Annotated in this window: 16 protein-coding genes; 2 read left to right on the forward strand and 14 right to left on the reverse strand. The window is 69.6% G+C overall.

Annotation, left to right across the window (positions count from 1 at the left end; all coding sequences use genetic code 11):
* Window positions 1-242: 242 nt before the first annotated feature.
* The 4 genes from pip to ACFWX1_RS39300 are packed head-to-tail and all read right to left on the reverse strand — an operon-like array spanning window position 243 to window position 3,427.
* Window positions 243-1,193 carry a prolyl aminopeptidase gene (gene pip, locus ACFWX1_RS39285; protein ID WP_378394937.1) on the reverse strand — a complete coding sequence of 317 codons (951 nt, stop codon included), beginning with the start codon at window positions 1,191-1,193 and terminating at the stop codon, window positions 243-245.
* A 34-nt stretch (window positions 1,194-1,227) separates the two neighbouring features.
* The gene (locus ACFWX1_RS39290; protein ID WP_378394938.1) at window positions 1,228-2,457 is read right to left on the reverse strand and encodes an RNA polymerase sigma factor; all 1,230 of its coding nucleotides are present in this window, start codon (window positions 2,455-2,457) and stop codon (window positions 1,228-1,230) included.
* A complete protein-coding gene (locus tag ACFWX1_RS39295) occupies window positions 2,454-2,804 on the reverse strand; it encodes a YciI family protein (protein WP_378394939.1) in 351 nt (116 codons plus the stop codon). Before ACFWX1_RS39295 ends, ACFWX1_RS39290 begins: the two co-directional genes overlap by 4 nt.
* Window positions 2,801-3,427, reverse strand: a complete 627-nt coding sequence (locus ACFWX1_RS39300; RefSeq protein ID WP_378394940.1) for a dihydrofolate reductase family protein — start codon at window positions 3,425-3,427, stop codon at window positions 2,801-2,803. Before ACFWX1_RS39300 ends, ACFWX1_RS39295 begins: the two co-directional genes overlap by 4 nt.
* 130 nt (window positions 3,428-3,557) lie before the next feature.
* Here ACFWX1_RS39300 and ACFWX1_RS39305 point away from each other — a divergent pair, with 130 nt between their 5' ends.
* The gene (locus tag ACFWX1_RS39305) at window positions 3,558-4,409 is read left to right on the forward strand and encodes an alpha/beta fold hydrolase (RefSeq protein WP_378394941.1); all 852 of its coding nucleotides are present in this window, start codon (window positions 3,558-3,560) and stop codon (window positions 4,407-4,409) included.
* 16 nt (window positions 4,410-4,425) lie between these two features.
* Here ACFWX1_RS39305 and ACFWX1_RS39310 read toward each other — a convergent pair whose 3' ends face one another.
* The gene (locus ACFWX1_RS39310; protein ID WP_378325873.1) at window positions 4,426-4,794 is read right to left on the reverse strand and encodes a hypothetical protein; all 369 of its coding nucleotides are present in this window, start codon (window positions 4,792-4,794) and stop codon (window positions 4,426-4,428) included.
* Between the two features lie 45 nt (window positions 4,795-4,839).
* Window positions 4,840-5,697: an alpha/beta fold hydrolase gene (locus tag ACFWX1_RS39315; protein ID WP_378394942.1), complete on the reverse strand. Its 858-nt coding sequence runs from the start codon at window positions 5,695-5,697 to the stop codon at window positions 4,840-4,842.
* Window positions 5,698-5,879: 182 nt separating this feature from the next.
* Here ACFWX1_RS39315 and ACFWX1_RS39320 point away from each other — a divergent pair, with 182 nt between their 5' ends.
* A complete protein-coding gene (locus ACFWX1_RS39320) occupies window positions 5,880-6,629 on the forward strand; it encodes a dienelactone hydrolase family protein (protein ID WP_378394943.1) in 750 nt (249 codons plus the stop codon).
* Window positions 6,630-6,772: 143 nt separating this feature from the next.
* Here ACFWX1_RS39320 and ACFWX1_RS39325 read toward each other — a convergent pair whose 3' ends face one another.
* From ACFWX1_RS39325 to cas3, 8 genes are all read right to left on the reverse strand, one after another.
* Window positions 6,773-7,426: a hypothetical protein gene (locus ACFWX1_RS39325; RefSeq protein WP_378394944.1), complete on the reverse strand. Its 654-nt coding sequence runs from the start codon at window positions 7,424-7,426 to the stop codon at window positions 6,773-6,775.
* Between the two features lie 83 nt (window positions 7,427-7,509).
* Window positions 7,510-8,163, reverse strand: coding sequence for a type I-E CRISPR-associated protein Cas6/Cse3/CasE (gene cas6e, locus ACFWX1_RS39330; RefSeq protein WP_378394945.1), 654 nt, complete (start codon window positions 8,161-8,163; stop codon window positions 7,510-7,512).
* On the reverse strand, window positions 8,154-8,855 hold the full coding sequence (gene cas5e, locus ACFWX1_RS39335) for a type I-E CRISPR-associated protein Cas5/CasD (RefSeq protein WP_378394946.1): 702 nt from the start codon (window positions 8,853-8,855) through the stop codon (window positions 8,154-8,156). Before cas5e ends, cas6e begins: the two co-directional genes overlap by 10 nt.
* Window positions 8,852-9,988 carry a type I-E CRISPR-associated protein Cas7/Cse4/CasC gene (gene cas7e, locus ACFWX1_RS39340; RefSeq protein WP_378394947.1) on the reverse strand — a complete coding sequence of 379 codons (1,137 nt, stop codon included), beginning with the start codon at window positions 9,986-9,988 and terminating at the stop codon, window positions 8,852-8,854. Before cas7e ends, cas5e begins: the two co-directional genes overlap by 4 nt.
* Window positions 9,985-10,560, reverse strand: a complete 576-nt coding sequence (gene casB / locus ACFWX1_RS39345; protein ID WP_378394948.1) for a type I-E CRISPR-associated protein Cse2/CasB — start codon at window positions 10,558-10,560, stop codon at window positions 9,985-9,987. Before casB ends, cas7e begins: the two co-directional genes overlap by 4 nt.
* Window positions 10,557-12,149 (reverse strand): type I-E CRISPR-associated protein Cse1/CasA, encoded by a 1,593-nt coding sequence (gene casA, locus ACFWX1_RS39350; RefSeq protein ID WP_378394949.1) that lies wholly within the window; start codon window positions 12,147-12,149, stop codon window positions 10,557-10,559. The genes casB and casA overlap by 4 nt, the downstream gene beginning before the upstream one ends.
* Window positions 12,146-12,454: a hypothetical protein gene (locus tag ACFWX1_RS39355; protein ID WP_378394950.1), complete on the reverse strand. Its 309-nt coding sequence runs from the start codon at window positions 12,452-12,454 to the stop codon at window positions 12,146-12,148. Before ACFWX1_RS39355 ends, casA begins: the two co-directional genes overlap by 4 nt.
* On the reverse strand, window positions 12,451-14,817 hold the full coding sequence (cas3, locus tag ACFWX1_RS39360) for a CRISPR-associated helicase Cas3' (protein WP_378394951.1): 2,367 nt from the start codon (window positions 14,815-14,817) through the stop codon (window positions 12,451-12,453). Before cas3 ends, ACFWX1_RS39355 begins: the two co-directional genes overlap by 4 nt.
* Window positions 14,818-15,022 lie beyond the last annotated feature (205 nt).

Genomic DNA, 15,022 nt, shown 5'->3' on the forward strand with positions numbered 1-15,022 from the left:
CAAAACACAAAAACACATTTTTAATGATAAGGCTAAAAAAGAGATATAAAATTGAATTGTAGTAGGAAGAGTAAGATGTGTATAAGAGAAAGGACCCCCAACCGTGGTTGCGTTTCGTCCGGATGTTGCCTTTGTCTTCGGGAGACACACTCCGCGAATCCGGAGTCGGCGGGCTCACGCTTCTTTCGATCATGCTCTCTGCGGGTTCTCGTCGCTGGATCTCCTGAGCGCCAGAGGGCGGTTCAGTGGGTGGCGAAGCGGGCTAGGGCCGCGAGGGTCCAGGTGAGTTTGGTGTGGCTGCCGTGGTGGCCGGAGTGGTCGTCGACGAGGAGTTCGGCGCCGGGCCAGGCTTGGGCGAGTTCCCAGGCGGTTGTTACCGGGCAGCTCAGGTCTTGGCGGCCGTGGATCAGGACGCCGGGGATGTCGGCGAGGCGTCCGGCGTCGCGGATCACGGCGTTCTCTTCGAGCCAGGCGGCGTGGGAGTAGTAGTGCGCGGTGAGCCGGGCGAACGCCGCGCTGCCGGGATCCGGGGGACCATTGTGGACGGTCAGGGGCGCGTTCGGTTCCAGGGAGAGGACCGTGTCCTCCCAGGTGCACCAGGCGTTCACCGCGCGTGCCCGTACCTGGGGGTCCGGGTCCGCCATCTGCCGCGCGTAGGTGGCGAGAAGGTCACCGCCGTTCGGCACAGCGCCGGAAAACTGTTGCCACGCCTCGGGGAAGAAGCGGGCGGCGCCCCGGTAGAGCCAGTCGATCTCCGAACGCCGCGCCGTCGAGATGGCGCTGACCACGATCTCCGAGACGCGATGCGGATACCGCTGCGCGTAGACGAGGGCCAGTGTGCTCCCCCACGAGCCACCGGTCACCAGCCAGCGGTCGATGCCGAGGTGCGCGCGAAGCCGTTCCAGATCGGCGACGAGATGATCGGTGGTGTTGTGCCGCAGATCGGTGGCGGGGTCGCTCGCGTGCGGCACGCTGCGTCCGCAGCCCCGCTGGTCGAACAGCACGGCCCGATAGCGTTCGGGATCGAACATCCGCCGCATCTGCGGTGAACAGCCCTGGCCGGGGCCGCCGTGCAGCATCACCAAGGGCTTCCCGGCCGGGTTCCCGCAGGTCTCCCAGTAGACGCGGTTACCGTCGCCGACGTCGAGCAGTCCGTGGTCGTACGGTTCGATCGGCGGAAACACACCGGCCATCCGCTGTCCTTTCCCGACAGTCTTCTGTGGACACTCAGCGCAGCTCGGCGAGACGCCCGGCGAGGAACGCGCGTTCGACGTCGTTGCCGGTCAGGGCGAGAGCCTGTTCGTACGCCGTCGCTGCGTCGGCGTCACGGCCGAGGCGGCGGAGCAGGTCAGCCTTGACCGCGGGCAGGTAACCATATCCGGAAAGGCGCGGATCCCCTTCCAGGTTTTCGATTTCGGCCAGTGCGGCGGCCGGGCCGTCGACCATCGAGACCGCCACGGCCCGGTTGAGTGCGACCACGGGCGAGGGCCACACCTTCCCCAGTGCGTCGTAGAGCTCACGGATCTGTGCCCAGTCGGTGTCCTCGTAGGCAGGCGCGGCCGCGTGCAGCACCGCGATGGCGGCCTGGAGGGCGAACCGGCCGGGATCACCGCCGCGGAGTGCCTCGACGACCAGTGCGTCCGCCTCGGCGATGGCCTGCCGGTCCCAGGCCGCGCGGTCCTGATCGGCCAGCCGCACGAGCTGTCCGTCCTCAGTGGACCGAGTGGCGCGGCGAGCGTGGTTGGCCAGCAACAACGCGAGCAGGCCGGAGACCTCGCGTTCACCGGGCATCAGACCCCGCAGCACCCGGGCCAGCGCCAGCGCGCGCTCGGCGAGGTCGTCGTCGGCCAGCGCGGGGCCGGTCGGCGCGGTGTGCCCGGTGGTGAAGAGCAGGTGGATCGCGGTGAGGACCGCATCCAGCCGCCGCGGCAGCTCGGCCGGTGCGGGGAGCCGGAAGGGGATCCGTGCCCCCGCGATCTTCTTCTTCGCGCGGGTGAGCCGGGCGGCCATGGTCGTTTCCGCGACCAGGAACGCCTTCGCGATGTCCGGAGTGGACACACCGCAGACCAGCCGCAGGGTGAGCGCGACCTGCGCCTCGGCGGACAGCGCCGGATGGCAGCACAGGAACACCAGCCGCAGCCGGTCGTCCCGCACCACCGGATCCTCGGGGAGCACCGTTTCGACCGCCACGGGCTCGACGAGCAGCGGCAGTTTCGTGCGCAAGGTCCTGGCCCGGCGCATCGCGTCCAGCGCGTTGTGCCGGGCCGCGGTGGTCAGCCAGGCTCCCGGCCGGGCCGGGACGCCACCGCGTGCCCAGGCCGCCAGCGCGTCGGCATAGGCGTCCTGGACGCATTCCTCGGCCAGATCGAGATCGCGGGTGACACGCACCGTCGCGGCGAGCACGGTGGCCCACTCACGACGGTGCGCGTCCGCGACAGCCCGTTCGGCCGGGGTCACATCTCGAGCAGCGGCCGGACCTCGACCGCGCCGTCCATGATCGGCAGCAGCTTCCCGACGGCGATCGCCTGGTCGAGATCGGCGGCCTCCACCACGAAGAACCCGGCGATGACCTCCTTGGTCTCCAGGAAGGGACCGTCGGTGACCAGGCCGTCGCGGTGGATCGTGCGGGTGGCCGCGCTGGGCTGCAGTGCCTGCTCGTGGACGACCTTCACGCCCATCTCCGCGATCTTCGGCCCGGCGGCCAGGTTCGCTTCCATCACCTCGGGCGGGATGTCGGCCATGCCGCCCGGGGTTTCCTTTTCGTAGATCAGAATCGCGTACTGCGGCATCGTCCGTCCCGTCACCAGTTCCCGGTTTCCGGCCCCATCGCACCGTACTCGACCTCGCCGTCCCGGACGTAGTGACTGATCACGACGCCGCTGTCGGAGACCGTGGTGCACTCGTGCCGGAGCCGGCCGGGGACGGTCCCGGTCCCGAAGAGCCGCTTGCCCGAGCCGACGAGCACCGGGAACACCAGCAGCTGAAGCTCGTCGACGAGGTCGTGTGCCAGGAGTGTCTGGAGCAGGTCGCCGCTGCCGTGGACCTGGATCTCGGCCCCGTCGCCGCGTTTGAGCTCGCGGACCGCGTCGGCGAGGTCACCGGTGAGCAGTGTCGAGTTCCGCCACGACACGGTGTCCAGTGTCCGCGACGCGACGTACTTGGGCAGGCCGTTCATCCGGTCGCCGATCGGGTCGCCCGGTTCGGCCAGCGGCCAGGTGGCGGCGAAGACGTCGTAGGTCCGGCGGCCCACCAGCAACGCGCCGGCCTCGGCGGTCAGCCCCGTCATCAGCCGGAGGATCCCCTCGTCGATGTGCGGTACCGCCCAGCCGCCGTGGTCGAAACCGTCCTCGCGGTCCTCGTCGGGGCCGCCGGGCGCCTGCATGACCCCGTCCAGGGTCACGAACGTGATCACCTTCAGTTTGCGCATGTCGTTCCTTCGCTCGTACCGATGCCTTCCTCCCCTACGGCGAACGGCGGCACCCGCGATCGACAGCACCGGCCGCCGAATTCGTTCCACTCTGGACTAAGGTAAGCCTTACTTGATGGCGGGAGGCGGGATGACGGCGAGCACCCACACGTTCGGCACGAGCGGATTCGTGCCGCTGGACGACGGCCGCAGGCTGCATTACATGGAGCGCGGTACCGGCGGTCCGGTCGTGGTGTTCGAGTCCGGCATGGGCTTCTCGCGGTCCACCTGGGGTCTCGTGCAACCGGCCGTCGCCGGGCACGTCCGCGCGGTGGTGTACGACCGGGCGGGAACGGGCCGCAGCGACCCCGATCCCCGGCCACGCACGCTCGAGCGGATCGCCGGTGACCTCGGCGCGCTGCTGACCGCGCTCGGGCCGGGCCCGTTCATCCTGGTCGGCCACAGCTGGGGCGGGCCGATCGTGCGCGTCGCCGCGGCGGCCGATCCGGACCGCGTCCGCGGTCTCGTCCTGGTGGACCAGAGCGACGAGAACTGCGACCTGTTCTTCACTCCCGCGACGGAGAAACGGCATCGGGTGATGCGGTTCGCGTTGCCGCCGGTGGCCCGGCTCGGGCTCTACCGGCTACTCGGCAGCAAACCGGGCCGCGTCCAGCCCGCCGACGTCGTCACCGATCACCGGGCCGAGGACTTCACCCCGCGGGCCGTCGGCACGATGCTCGCCGAAATGGCGCCGTTCCCCGGCGAACTGCGCGGGCTGCGGGACCGGCCGCCGGTGCTCGACGGCTTCGACGTCAGCGTCATCACCGGCATGCGTTCGACGCGGCTGACCGCGAGCACCCGCAAGGCGATCACCGCGGCACACCGGCGTACCGCCTACGCGTTGCCGAACGGACGGCTGGTCGAGGCGTCGAAGTCCGGCCACCTCGTGATGTTCACCGAGCCGGAGCTGATCGTCGGCGAGATCCTGCGCATGCTCGGCTGACCGCGATGTACGGCTCTCACGGCCAGAAGATCAGGACTCCGGCCAGCGCCAGGACATACACCGCGAAAGCGAGCACGGCGGTGAGCCACGCACGACGCCGAGCCCGGTGCGCGGGGCCGAAGGCCGCGGCCAGCGCCGCCGCGCCGGTGACGACGAGCCAGGCGTAGAGGCCGTACTGGGTCACGCCGACGAGCAGCATCAGGAAGAACACACCGGGACCGTCCAGCCCGGTGCGGCCCCATAGCCCGGCCACCGCGATCAGGACGAGGAGCACGCCCAGCGCCGGTCCGGCCAGCAAGCCGTGAAGCGCGCCGGTGACCGCTTTGCGACGCAGGCTCGATTCGCCGGAGCCGAGGGCGGGCGCGAGGGAAACGTCGGTACGCATGTCTTCGAGCCTGCCGACCCGCCCGCCCCGGCCGCATCCGCGGAACTACTCAGTTCGGCTCGCCGTGTGCTCCAGGAGCGCGGACGCGACGGTGTCCCAGGCGGCGCCCGGCAACTCCTGCCCCACGCCTTCGAGCGGGAGCAGCCGGGCGCCGAGGATCTCGGCGGCGAGCGCCACCGCGTTGCCGTACGGGAAGAACCGGTCGGCGGTGCCGTGCAGGACGAGGGTCGGCACCGTAAGTTCGCCCAGCCGCTCACGCCACCGCTCGCCGGGATCGGTGGCGGCGATGTTGAACGACGACGCCATGTCGGTGGCCCGGTCATACGTCCGTTCGAGGACCGCGCGCACCGACGCTTCGTCGAAATGCGTAGCCCCGGAGGACGCGGCACGCGCGAACCCGGCCTGGTACTCCACCACCGCCGTCCGATCCGGCCAGTCCGGCTGTGGCGTCCCCGTCACGTACGCCATCACCTCGGGGGCATGCTCGGGCAGGTCGGGATCGCTCGGGCCGTGCGCGGTCGGCCTGGTCGACACCAGGGCGAGCGTGGCGACGCGCTCCGGGTGGTCCAGCGCGGTGAGCTGCGCGATCCACCCGCCGACGGTCCTGCCCACGATGTGCGCCTTCGGCAGTCCGAACGCGTCGAGCAGTCCGACGGCGTCGGCGCTGAGAGTGCGCAGGTCGTACTCGGGCGCACCGGGCGGGTACGTCACCGACCTGCCGTGGTCACGCAGGTCGTACCGCAGCACGAACCTGCCCCCGGCGGCCAGCCGCGCACACAGCCCGGCGTCCCACGACAGCATCGAGCCGCCGCCGATCAGCAGCACCGCGGGGTCCTCCCGGGTGCCGAAGGTCTCGACGGCGAGTTCGACGCCGCCGGTTTCGATGATCTTTTCCGTGTTCATGCCCCACCGACGAAAAGGAAGGCGCCGTTTCGACACCGTCGCTATGCTGTGCGGCGATGACTACCGGGACGGCCACGCGCCACACACGGATTGGTGACCCGGTGCTCTTCTGAGCGCCGCGCGGGCTCCGCCCCTGTCGTGTTGATCACGAGCTCCACACATCAACCACGACAGGAGAATTCATGCCCACCAAGACACTACGGATTTCCACCACGGACGGCGAAGCCGACGCCTTCGCCGCTTTCCCCGGCGACGGCGAGCGGCACCCCGGGGTGCTGATGTACGCGGACGCCTTCGGCGTACGGCCCGTGCTGCGCGAGATGGCCCGCGAACTGGCCGGGCACGGGTACTACGTGCTGCTCCCCAACCTCTACTACCGGCACGGCCCGGCACCGGTGATCGACCTTCCCGAGTACATCGACGAAGAAAACCGGCCCGCGGTCTTCGAGCGGCTGATGCCCTTCATCGAGGCGCACACCACCGAACGCGCCCTGCGCGACGCCGACGCGTACCTCGGGTTCCTCACCGCCCAGCCGGAGGCCGGCGCCGGACGGGTCGCCACGATCGGCTACTGCATGGGCGCGGGTCTGGCGATGCGCACCGCGGCGGCCCATCCCGGGCGGGTGGCCGCCATCGCCGGATTCCACCCCAGCCCCTTGGTCACCGACGCACCCGACAGCCCGCATCGGCTGGTCTCCGAACTCACCGCGGAAGTCCACCTCGGTCTCGCCGAAGGCGATATGTCGCCCGAGGCGATCGGCGAACTCGAGCAGGCGCTGGATGCCGTGGGGGTCGGCCACAGTTGCGAGATCTATCCCGGCACCGTGCACGGTTTCACGATGTCCGACACCGCCGCGTTCGATCCCGCCGCGGTGCGGCGTCACTGGGAACGCTTGCTCGCCCTTCTCGGCCGTACGCTCGGGAAAAGCTGAGACTCCGGGCCGGGGTAGTGGCGGCGCCGCGCCTCGGCCCTCTGTCCTTTGTGGACTTCAATGCCGTGAAGGCCTCCTTACCGGCGCTCAACGCTGTGAAGGAGGCCTTCACGGACCACGTCCGACTCCGAGCGCGGCGGCGTTCAGAGGCGGTCGACCACTTCGGTGCCGACGTCGGTGACCGCCTTGACGAGGACGTCGTCGGTGAACGGGGTGTTGCCGAGGAAGCCGACGTCCCAGCCCTCGAACTGGACGAGCACGTGCTTGCCGTTCTTGGTGAACTGCAGCTGGCTCTGGCGGATGTTGCTGCTGCCGGATCCTTTCAGGCCGAGACAGGTCATGTCGCCGATCGGCGGCGGCTGGGCCGGCGTGCCGTCGCACTGGGAGTCGTAGTTGGTGCTGTCGCTGACCTGGAATGTCAGCTGACGGTGGCCGGGACCGTCCTGGCCCTTCGTCTGCACCCAGACGCACGACGTGTACCCCGTCTGTTGCGAACTCAGGGGCGGATAGGGATTGGTGGTGCGCAGCGCGGCCAGCGTCTGCGGGCTCACCGCCGCGCAGGCCTTGCCGAGCTGGGCGTTCGACGGTGGCTCGCCGCCGTCGGCGTGCACGTTCTGGTAGATGACGAACACCGTGATCCCGCCGCCGAGCAGCAGGATCACCGGGAGGGCGATCGCGGTGATCAGCAGTCCGAGGCGCCGTTTCTTCGGTGGCAGGTACCCCGGCTGCGGCGGGTAGCCGTAGGGCGGCTGACCATAGGGCGGCCGCGGCCCGCCGGTCCATTGTGGTGAGTTCATTCCCGCGCCTCCTCGTGCCCGCTGCCCGCGATGATCGTGCCGCATCCGCCGCGGGCGCGTCCAGGAGACCACAATGGACGATGTCAGCGGGTACGCGGCGGCGCGAGGCTGAGCAGGCCGCAGCCGTAGGCCTTCGCCCTGCCGACGCCGTCGGCCAGCGCCCGGGTGAACGCGGCGGCGTCGGTGACGATCAGATGGCCGTCGAAACGGACCGGCTCGACGGTGATCTTCTTCGTCTCCTTCTTGTGCCCGCTGATCGTCGCCAGTGGCGTCGCGGCGACGTCGGGTCCGCCGTCCCCGGCGGCGGGGATGACGAAGCCGTGGCGTTCGCCCTGCCGGATCAGCCAGCCGAGTTGCTCGGCCGGCAGCCGGAGCGGGATGCGTTTGCGGGTCTCGTGGCCGCATTTGGTGGGATTGGCGACCATCCGGAAGGCGAACTTCCGCCCGGCGGTGACGGCGTCGAGCACGGGACGCAGCGACCGCACTTCGGCCGGCGCCGTGAGATGCCCGGCGGGCAGCTTGGCCCAGTCGGGTTCGGTGTGGCTCTGGACGTACTGGACGAACCCGCCGCGGCTGCCGTCCAAGCGCCACAGGACGCCGTGGGCCTGCCGCTTCTCGACCGTCGCGGGCGGGTCGGGGTAGACCGACATCAGCGTGCGGTGCATGTCGTGGACGTTGGCATAGTCCCGGCGGAACGTACGCGCGCGGACGTCGACGTTCAGTTTGCTCAGGAACACGACGGCTCTCCTGTGATGATCATGTCTTCGGTCAGGGGTACCTCGCCGATCCGGACCGCGCGGGTGGCGAAACGGCGGGCGGTGCGGGCGAACGAGAGCGGGACGTCGTGCCGCGGCTGGGCGCCGGCCTCGCGCACGCCGCAGTCGATCACCGTCCGCAGGCCCAGCCGCTCCTGGTGGTTCCCGGGCGCGGCACGGCCGGGATGTTCGAGCCAGGGATGCTCCCGCAGCGTCCGTTCGAGCGTGCCGTCGTGGATCCCGCTCAGTACGGGACGGGCGGGCACGAAGGCGCGGCGCCCGAAACACAACGGCCACCGTGGGGCGACAACCGCGCCGGCCAGCTGCCCGAGCAGGGCGCCGGGCCCTTCGAGGGCGACGAGGAACAATGCGTCCGCGAGGTAGTACCGCTCGCTCACCACGGTGCGATGGCCGGTGCCGAGCGTGGTGGGGACGTTCTGCGCTGTCTGGTAATCGCGTTCGAGAAGTCCTTCGCGGTCCACGCGGATCCCCAGCCGCAGCGCGGCCAGCTCCGCGATCCCGGCCTCGTCGTCGCGTTCGACGCCCATGGCGGCCGCGAGCAGGCCGACCACACCGGACTTCGTCGGTTCCATCGCGGTGTCCCGCAGCACGCCGCGCGAGCGCAGCCCCCACGATTGCATGGGCGCGTCGAAGCACAGGGTCAGCGTGGTCATGCGGCGGACGTGTACTTCGACGCCGTCAGCACGCGGGAGGTGAATTCGCCGACGGAGTTCGCGAGGTCGGTTTCCCCGGCGTCGGGAACCGTGCCGGTCACCGACGCGGCGACGGCGGCGCGGATGCCGCTGTCGCCGTAGAACCCGCGCAGCTGACGGAAATGCCGGATGAGCCGGGCCGTGGACTCGGCCATGAGGTCGGTGCCGGTCACGGGGGTGAGGAAGGCGTTGGCGAGGTTCCAGGCACCCGCGTCACGCACGACGCCGAGCAACGTGTCGGGCATCGTGCGGGCGGCCATCGAATTCTGTTTCCCGCTGGGCACGGCATGAATGAACGCGCCGAGCCACGCCTGCGCCGAGCGTGCAGTCAGTTCCTCGTCCCCGTCGAGGTTCTCCCGCAACCGGCCGAGATCGAGATTGGCGTAGCGGTAGTAACAGGCGGAATTGAAGTCGATGGTGCCGATCATGTCCGCGCCGGCTTCCGCGTCCGGTTTCAGATCGTCGACGGCGGTGTAGAAGTCGAATTCGGTCGCCACGGCGTGGGTCGACAGGGCGTGGGCGACCTGGGACGCGGCGTCGACGCTGAAGTCCTTGTTGTCCGCGATCATCCGGCCGAACAACGCCACGTCGGCGACCCGGGTCGCGTCCAGCATCCGCCGGGCTTCGGCAAGAGCGTCCTTGTCCGGCTTGACCTTCGCCGGTTTCTTCTTGCCGTCCTTGGCCGCCGCGGCGGCCGCCAGCCCGTCCCAGTGTCCGTCGCAGTAGGCGGCGAGGTGCTCGACCGCTTCCCTGCCGACGAACATCAGGTATTCGGTGAGTCCCTTGGCCTGGTCGACGCCGAAGCCGAGGTTTTCGAGGCCCGCGGTGACCACGGCGGGCGCGGCCTGCTCGTCGCGCCCTCGCTCGGCGAGCAGCTTCACGGCGCCGTCGCGCAGCCGCTTCGTGCGCACGCCGGTCTCCTGCTCGCCGAGCCCGTGTTCGGTGAACAGGAGCCGGGCGGACCTTTTGAGGCACTGGCTGGAGATCCGGCCGCGGGTGCTGCCGCCGAACGTGGCGGTCTTGGGCTGGCCGACGTCGTCCCGGTTGAGGTTGCTGACCGGAAAGGACTGGAGCAGGTGCAGTTCGATGATCACAGGGTCTCCGGGATGGTTCGGGCGGTGGCGGCCGGGGCAGGCGCCGGGCTGTGGAAGTCCCGCGCCCACCGCAGCCGGACGCGGTGCGCGGCGGGTTCGCGGTAGTCGTCGCCGAGGAGGATCACGAGATCGTCCAGGAGGGCGCCGTAGTTGACCGGGACGTCGTCGGAGGCCAGCAGCCGGACGAGCTGCCGCAGGTGATGCGGCAGGGCGTCGCGTTCGCGGCCCAGCAGCTGTTCGAACCGCCGGGTCACGGACTCGCCGCGTTTTTCGCGCAGCGCCCGTATCGAGGTCCCCAGCGACCGGTCGCCACGGCGATGTGGCTGGGGATGCGTGGCGAACAAACCGGCTACCAGCAGCCAGATGTCCTGTTCGGACTCCGGCGGGTCATGGCGGAAGACGAGTTCGTACGCCTCGCTCTGCTGCCGCGGCCCCACCAGGCTCCGCCGCAGGCGCGCCAGTGTCCGGCGGCACTCCGACTGGTACCGGGGAATGCCCGAGCCGGCGCCGTTGTGCAAGGCGTACAACGCTTTGACGAAGGTGTCGCGCCGCTGCGCGACCGAGGTGCTCACCGGTTCGGCCCCTTCGTGAGGTATTTGGCGGTGTGCGCGTCGAAGGTCCTGGCGATCCTGGCCAGCCGCAGCCGGAACGCGGCGTGTTCCTTCCCGAGCATGCTGAGATTGCGGTCTCCCGCCGCGACTCCGGCGGCCCAGTCCTCGGCGGCGCGCTCGGCGATGAGCGTGACCTCGCGTTTCCACGTCGCGGCTGCCCGAGCCTCGGGCAGTCCCTTGAGCCGGGCGTCGTTGACCTCGCGGAGAAAAATGGCGAACGGCTGCGGCAGGGCAGGCCAGTAGGCGAGGTCGAGGGTCACGTCGGGCCTGGCACGCAACGATTTGTGGTACTCGCCCTGCAGGGAACGCAGCGCCGCGCCCGCCTCGTCGGCCAGCTGGATCGCGCTGCCGATCAACCCGGCCAGCGCCTCGTCGGTCGCCCGCACCAGTGCGACCGGCGCGAGGACCTCCTCTTCGAGATATCCCTCGACAACCGAGGATTTCGCGTCCAGCTGCTGGCCGAACACGCGCAGCGTGTACAGCGTGTCCGGCGGGATGTGCTCGTGTTCGACGAGTTCGGCGATCTGCTTGAGCGCCCGCGGACGCTGCCGGGTCCGCTCCTCGGCCCAGCTGTCTTCGAGCAGCAACTCGACGCTGTGCCGCCAGATCCCGCGCACGGGATGCAGCCGTAGCGGCAGCATCGGCGCGCCGGGCTTCGGTTTTCCGTTGGCTCCCACCGGTGTCCGGTACGCCGCCATGAGTTCGACGTCCGGCAGCTCGTCGATGAGGCGTTCGCCGGGCGTCAGCACGGCTTCGGCGACGACGGGGACGCCGTCGGCGATTTCCGGCAGCAATCGGATACGGCGGGCGGGCCAGGTCAGCAAATCCGTCCAGCCCAGCGCGTTCCGGGAACCGGGATGCGGCGAAGGCGGCTCCCGTTCCCACGCGGGCGCGTCCTCGGCCGTCGTCAACGGCGGCTTCTCGGCGTCCGGGGCGTACCGTACCGCGTTGAGCAGCAAGGTCTCCTTCAGCGTGGCGCCCTCGACGAGCACCACACCGAGGCCGGAGCACGGTGCACGCACCGAGTTCTTTTCCTTCAGGTACGGCGTTTTCATCCCGCCCGGATCGAAGGCTTGTGCGGTGACGAGCCATCGGGCGGCCTCGGCCGGTGTCAGCTCGACGCGGTCCTCGGCGGTGGTGTGATCGAACAGCGTCACATTGTTCCCGACGGACCGGTGCGGGATCAGCTTCGCGACACTGGCCTTCCGCTCCGCGGGCAGCTCCGGGCATTGCAGGAACGGCCGTTCGGAGTCGAAGAGGTCGAGCTGCTTCGCGTTCGCGTCGAAGTATGCCGTCAGCGGTGCGGTGTCAAAGGTTTCGAGTGTCCACAGTGCACCCCAGTCCTGCCTCCGCTCCGGCCCGTAGACCCGGTGGAACAGCGCCAGTACGAGCCGGTACAGCGCCGCCGTCATCGGCGGGGTCTCCCCGGCTATCCGGCGGATCCGGTGGGCGCGCGACAGCACTTCCCGCAGGCTCACCTGCTCCAGCGCGTGATCGAAGCCGACCACCGGGAGCCACGGTTCGGCGCTGACGTCGAAGGACGGGATCATGACTCCTCCTCGCTCGCGTAGACGCCGAACTTCTCGTGGTACCGCAGCTCATGACCGCCGATCCGGCACCGGCCGCCGGCGAAGACCAGCACCCGGTGCCGGTCGAGCCACGGATCGTCCGCGAATTCCGCGGGGACCGCTGTGCCGAGCACCGCCCGCACCACCGCATGGGGAACGTTGACCGGCGCGACCAGAGTGGTCGCGGACTCGCGGAGATCGCCGGATTCCGCCCGGTACAACGGAACCGTCGCGCCGGATGCGTCGCGACGAAGGAGTACCACGCGCACGGACAGCTCGTCGGTCATCGACGCTTCCCCGGCTTTCTCGTCTGTGTCCACTTCGGACGCTCCGTCAGCTCAGAGAGATCTTCGACCGCGTACGGCAGCGGGAGGTACCTCGTCTGTGCGGCCTTCCTGTCTTTCGCTGTCAGGTCCTTGAAGTTCTCGCTTTCCTGGTGCCACATCGTTTCCCATCCCGAGGGGCATTCGACGCGTTCGCCGTAGACACGGTCGACGAGGCCGGGAATGTCCACAGGGGACTCGATCCGCGTCGAATCCTTCAGCAGTGCCCAGGTACGCATGAGCACGATCGGCGCGTAGACCGCCCTCAGGTACCGGGGAAACACCGGTCCGCTGGGTGTGTCGGCGACTCCTGTGACGGCCAGTACCCGCGGACCGCGCGAGACGTCCCGTCTGTGCCGGTGGACCCGGCCCGCGCGCTGGATCATCGCGTCGATCGGGGCCAGATCGCTGAGCATACCGTCGAAATCGAGGTCGAGGCTTTGTTCGAGGACCTGCGTACCGACGACGATCGCCCGGCGTGGCCGGTTACCACCCGGGCCGAAGTAATCGCGCAACCGCTCCTCGACCGACTGCCGTTGCCCGGCGGGCAGCGTGCCGTTGACGGCGATCAGCGCCGGGCGTTCGTCCTCGGGCAGCAAGGCGATGCGCTGCTCCAGTGCGTCGTACGTCGCGACGGCGCGCCGGACGAGGTTGTGGATCACCACGACACAGCGGTCGCGCATCGCGTGCGCGAGCAGCCAGTCCACGACGTCCGCGTCGGCGACGTGCCCGAAGTGGATTACCCGGTCCTTGTTCACTGGCGACACATCGGCGGCGTGCGCGGCGACGTTCTCGCTGTCGGCGATGATGACGGCCGGGTAAGGCGTGGATGGCGTGTCCGCGATTTCCCGGGGATGGCGGCCACGGATTCCAGCCTGCCACGCGGCGAGCAGGTCGTGACGCCGTTTCGCGGGCAGTGTCGCTGACAGCAGGACGACCGGCGTTCCCAGGGCGCCCAGCCACATCAGCAAGCGTTCCAGCAGTGTCGACATGTAGACGTCGTAGGCGTGCACCTCGTCGAACACGACGACCTTGTTCGCCAGCGCGGCGAGGCGGACGAACACGTGGCCCGACCGGATCGCGCCCTTGAGTGCCTGGTCGACGGTCCCGCTGTCGAGTGTGGCGAGCAGGTTCCGCTTCCGGGTGAACCATGCCTGCGCCGCGACGTCCCGCGGGTCGTCGTGCCCCACGTCGCTGGGCCGGGTGACCAGGTGGTCGCGGGCTCCGGAATGGGCCAGGTGCACCGGTGTCTCGTCCCCGAGTTCCGCCAGCATGGCCTCGATGACGGCGCGCATCTGGTTACTGGTCGCCTGCGTCGGCATCGCGACGTAGACGCCCGCCATGCCGAGCCGGCGCACCATCGTGGCCGCCGCCTGCAAGGCCGCCTTCGATTTGCCCTCACCGGTCGGCGCCTCGACGAGCAGCATGACCGGGCCGGAAATCCCTTCGGTCGCCCGCTCGACCACCGCTTGCACCGGGAACGGCGGACCGGGGAACAGCGCGGCGAACGTCGTCCGCGCGGGCGGCCGCCAGTGCGTCATCCCGAGCCTCGCCACCGCGGCCTCGGCCCGCACCTGCGTGTCCTTGGCATAGACGGTCAGGTCGAAGTCTTCTTCCGGAGGCGGGAAGACGGCCTCGTCGGAGGCGATCCAGTCGCTCACCGTCGCGAGCGCGGCGAGCCCGGTCAGCGCGTCCAGCGACAGCCGGATCTCGTGCCAGGGCAGCGATCGCGGGTCGTGCAGCCCCAACAGCCGCACCACTTCTCCGACCAGCTCCGTGCGCCGCCGCGCCCATACCACCTCGCCATGGGCGTTGCGCTCGCTGCGCGCCTGCGCGACGCTGCTGCTCGCCGGGAAATGCCCATGGTGCCCGCCCAGCGCCACCGCGACGGCGATCGCCGTTTCCCGTGTCGCGCCCCACGAGAGCAGAAGATCCTTCACGTGCTGGGCGGTGAGCAGACCGTGCGGCGTGTCGACCCGCCCGGACACGCCGGCGGGCTTGCGCATCAGGGTGAGGTCGCCGACTGCCCACGGCCCCAGCCGGGTGACGGCGAGCGGGAAATTGAGCGACTGAAAAGTCGGCGAATACTTTCCTATGTCGTGAATACCGCACAGTAATGCCACCCACGACAGCGGATCTCGTAGCGACGCACACGATTCCCTCAGCACGCGCCAGCGCCGCGCGCCCAGCAGGACGGGAGCCAGTATTCTGGCGACCGCGGCGGTGTCGAGCAGATGACAGATCAGCGGATGACACGCCGTCCGGCCTGCGGATTTTCCCCACGGCGCACCGAAAACCGGAACGCCGGCACTTCCGTCCCCCTGCACCTCTCCCCCTCCGTGAGGTCGGACACGTTACTCCAACGCTCCGGCCGCGTTTCACCGGCACGACGTTTTCCGAAACGATCATCGTGCGGGGCGCGGTAAGGGGGATACCCAATGCCGTGAAGGCCTCCTTACCGGCGCTCAGCCCCGCAAAGGTGGCCTTCACGGACTACGGAAATGGGGGCCCGGAAGGTGCGTGGTGCTTGCC

Source organism: Amycolatopsis sp. NPDC059021 (assembly GCF_042739895.1).
Classification (GTDB): Bacteria; Actinomycetota; Actinomycetes; order Mycobacteriales; family Pseudonocardiaceae; genus Amycolatopsis.

Excerpts from the sequence above, each read along its gene's own strand:
- pip (WP_378394937.1), bottom strand. The coding sequence starts at position 1,193 with ATGGCCGGTGTGTTTCCGCCGATCGAACCGTACGACCACGGACTGCTC.
- ACFWX1_RS39300 (WP_378394940.1), bottom strand. The coding sequence starts at position 3,427 with ATGCGCAAACTGAAGGTGATCACGTTCGTGACCCTGGACGGGGTCATG.
- ACFWX1_RS39305 (WP_378394941.1), top strand. The coding sequence starts at position 3,558 with ATGACGGCGAGCACCCACACGTTCGGCACGAGCGGATTCGTGCCGCTG.
- ACFWX1_RS39310 (WP_378325873.1), bottom strand. The coding sequence starts at position 4,794 with ATGCGTACCGACGTTTCCCTCGCGCCCGCCCTCGGCTCCGGCGAATCG.
- ACFWX1_RS39315 (WP_378394942.1), bottom strand. The coding sequence starts at position 5,697 with ATGAACACGGAAAAGATCATCGAAACCGGCGGCGTCGAACTCGCCGTC.
- ACFWX1_RS39320 (WP_378394943.1), top strand. The coding sequence starts at position 5,880 with ATGCCCACCAAGACACTACGGATTTCCACCACGGACGGCGAAGCCGAC.
- ACFWX1_RS39325 (WP_378394944.1), bottom strand. The coding sequence starts at position 7,426 with ATGAACTCACCACAATGGACCGGCGGGCCGCGGCCGCCCTATGGTCAG.
- cas5e (WP_378394946.1), bottom strand. The coding sequence starts at position 8,855 with ATGACCACGCTGACCCTGTGCTTCGACGCGCCCATGCAATCGTGGGGG.
- casA (WP_378394949.1), bottom strand. The coding sequence starts at position 12,149 with ATGATCCCGTCCTTCGACGTCAGCGCCGAACCGTGGCTCCCGGTGGTC.
- ACFWX1_RS39355 (WP_378394950.1), bottom strand. The coding sequence starts at position 12,454 with ATGACCGACGAGCTGTCCGTGCGCGTGGTACTCCTTCGTCGCGACGCA.